We start from the raw sequence: 3040 nt of genomic DNA, 5'->3' as shown, positions 1-3040 counted from the left end.
TTTATTTTGAGCATTTCCCCCACATGCCGTCAATGAAAGGCCAACAATGGCAAGCAATCCTAATTTTGTCCAAATTTTCATAATCTCTCCTTGTGTTTGTATTCACATGAACAAATAGAATTCTACCATGTCCTATCTGGTTTGTCAAGTTTATATTAAAAAGTGTACAAAATATAAGAAATGTCTTTTTAAAATATTTATCAAAAAAAGTTCACATTTTTATGTGAACTTTTGACTATCTACAAATCATCAAAATCTAGATGATTTTTTCTACTTTAGTTATCTCTAACTCACTTGGAGTCACCCTGTCCATTTCAAGAATCCTTATCTGTAAATTATTCAAAACTTTAATACTCCCTACGTCAAATTCTTCTCTATTTTCCAGATAAGCATTAATAATATAACCACTGATAGTATTGCTTGCCGAAGGATTATCGAAATCAGTATCAAACTTATCTTCAATTTCAGATAAAGGAGTTTTCCCTTTGACATGATAAATTCCTGGTTCAACTTCGACAATATTTTCTTCTTCATGGTCTTGCTCGTCTTGAATATCACCCACAAGCTCTTCCAGAATATCTTCAATCGTTACTAAACCGCTGGTTCCGCCATATTCATCAGACAAAATTGCGAAATGTTTGTGTTCACTTTGCATTTGTGAAAGCAAGATTTTGACTGGGATAGTATCGATAAAGACAATGGGTTCCTGAGCAATCGTACGCACTTTTTGCATTGGCGACACAAGATACTCCTTAATAAGAGCTTGGAGAGTCACATATCCTAAGATATTGTCCTTAGATTTGCCAATGACTGGGAAACGCGTGTGTCCTTTTTCAATTGCAAACTCTAGCGCTTCTTTAATTGTTTTATCTGAAGCAATTGTTTCCATATCGAGACGAGGGACCATAATTTCTTTGGCTAATAAATCATCAAATTCAAAAACTTTGTTGAGATACTCGTATTCTTTTTCGTTAATTTCACCTTTAGCAAAGCTTTGGTTGGCTATCAAAAGGAGTTCTTCTTCCGAATGTGTTTCTTCTCCTTCTGATGCCAGGCTAAGATTAAAGAGCTTCCCAATAGAGCTTGCGGAAACATTCAACAGCCAGACAAAGGGATATGTAAGCTTATAAAAATAGTGCAAAGGTCTTACGACTGCTAAAACAACAGCTTCTGTCTTCGAAATACTGAGTGATTTCGGAATCAATTCACCAATTACGACGTGAACAAAAGTAATCAGCAAGAAAGCTAAAACAATTGAAAAGCTTTCTGCAATCGTATTAGGCAGTGGAAAATAATGAATCACAGGCGCAAGTAAGGCGTGAATTGTGCTTTCTCCAACCCAACCAATAGCCAAAGAAGTCAATGTAATCCCTAGCTGACAGGCGCTCAAGTATGAATCCAAATGCTCCACAACAACAATAGCTAATTTTGCTTGTTTGTTGCCCTCAGCTGCCAGTGTTTCTAAACGACTTTTACGTATTTTCACCAAAGAAAACTCAGATGCAACAAAGAAAGCTGTAAAAGCAATCATTAATACTATTATTATAAGATTTACCGTCAATAGATTATCCCCTTTATTTTTTAATCATTCTTAAAAATTCTCTCTTCTCTATTATAGCAAAAACTTTACCGGTCCTCATTGCGACACTGCTTGTTTAATAAAAAAGCACTAGAATTCTAGATGCTTTTTATTATACGCTCGTATTATCTCTAACTCTCAGACTTAACTTGACTACTTTTCACCTTTTGTAGCCAATCAAGTCGAAAGTTTTCTCTTTGGATGGCAAAATCTAAAACTAAAAAATGTCCATCTTTTTCTTTAGGATCATCTCCTCCAAAGATATGTGCTTGACGTTGCAGAAGATAATTCAGTTTTTTCTTATGTACTTCTATTTCTTCATTAATTAAGTCAATAATTCGGACATCGTCGTCATTCTTCAAAAAGTACAACCTTAACATAAATTCGTCCTTTTGAACAGCATAGAGTTCAGCAGGCGCTTGAATCCATTGGTCAAACATTTCACGCCCCTTATCTGTGATGTAGTACTTTTTTTTCTTTAATTTGGCACCAACAATTTCGACATCAAAATCGACTGCTTCAGCCTCAAAAAGTTTTCTTAAGGTCGGATAAATTTGTCCCGTATTTGCTTGCCAAAATTCGCCCACTTCGCTTTCGAAATTTTTCTTTAAATCATATCCTGTTAATGGTTCATGCTTCAACAAACCCAAAATAATATAAGACAATTTATCTTCACTGGCCATTTTATTTCTCCCTTATTCCATAATAACCCAATTTTTGAAAATTGTAAATGTAAACTCTATTATAACGGAATAATGTTGAAATAAACACTCTCAGGCTATAAATGAAAAAAAGATGAATGAACTCATCTTTCTATTTCTTATTTGTTTACTTTTTGGTAGTTTTCATCAAAATACTTACCTTCACGAATATCATTTGGCAAACCTTCATATGGTGCTTGGGCAATGACATCTTCGTTGTCTGTTCCAGCATTAGCAATATACGTGATTGTAGCAAATTCTGGGACTAGGTATTTTGGATAAGTTTCGTATTTTTCACGTGATTCATGCATCACATCGATAAAGTCATTTTGGAAACATACCGTAATTTCTGGATGTTCGTGTACCCATTTTGGGAAGAAAATCATACCGTGCATTTTTTCTTCATTTGGCATGAAGTCTAAAGCAACATCTGTTCCTGTTGGTTCGGTCCAAGCAACTTTATAAATACCTTCTGTAAGCATCACGATGTCAACTTCTTGTTCTTTTACCCAACGACCAGCAACCATTCCGCCATGAATACGGTAATCGATTGTTTTCTCATTTTTAATATAAATTTCGTATTCCCAACCATTGTCATAGGTATAAATCATATGTGAGCCGATAAAGTCTTTTAATGTAGAGTATTTTTTCATTTTTAGTCCTTCTTTCTATATATGTAAATTAAACATGTTTTATTTACATATATAGATTACTCCTTTATTTAAAAATTGTCAAATAAAAAAATGCCGATCTTTAAAGA

The 3040-nt window shown here is 34.1% G+C and carries 3 protein-coding genes; all 3 read right to left on the bottom strand.

Annotated elements, in window-relative coordinates:
* Positions 1-256: 256 nt before the first annotated feature.
* A complete protein-coding gene (locus tag LACDD01_RS01365; protein ID WP_061412907.1) occupies positions 257-1561 on the bottom strand; it encodes a hemolysin family protein in 1305 nt (434 codons plus the stop codon).
* Positions 1562-1710: 149 nt separating this feature from the next.
* Complete coding sequence (locus LACDD01_RS01360) at positions 1711-2262, bottom strand: PadR family transcriptional regulator (RefSeq protein ID WP_061412904.1); 552 nt, start codon at positions 2260-2262, stop codon at positions 1711-1713.
* Positions 2263-2399: 137 nt separating this feature from the next.
* Positions 2400-2933 (bottom strand): phenolic acid decarboxylase, encoded by a 534-nt coding sequence (locus tag LACDD01_RS01355; RefSeq protein ID WP_019293593.1) that lies wholly within the window; start codon positions 2931-2933, stop codon positions 2400-2402.
* Between the last annotated feature and the right edge of the window lie 107 nt (positions 2934-3040).

This window comes from Lactococcus sp. DD01 (assembly GCF_001578715.1).
Taxonomy (GTDB): domain Bacteria; phylum Bacillota; class Bacilli; order Lactobacillales; family Streptococcaceae; genus Lactococcus; species Lactococcus petauri.
This window is presented reverse-complemented; position numbering and strand designations above follow the sequence as displayed.

Coding starts and splice junctions, on each gene's coding strand:
- LACDD01_RS01360 (WP_061412904.1), bottom strand. CDS start 2,262: ATGGCCAGTGAAGATAAATTGTCTTATATTATTTTGGGTTTGTTGAAG.
- LACDD01_RS01355 (WP_019293593.1), bottom strand. CDS start 2,933: ATGAAAAAATACTCTACATTAAAAGACTTTATCGGCTCACATATGATT.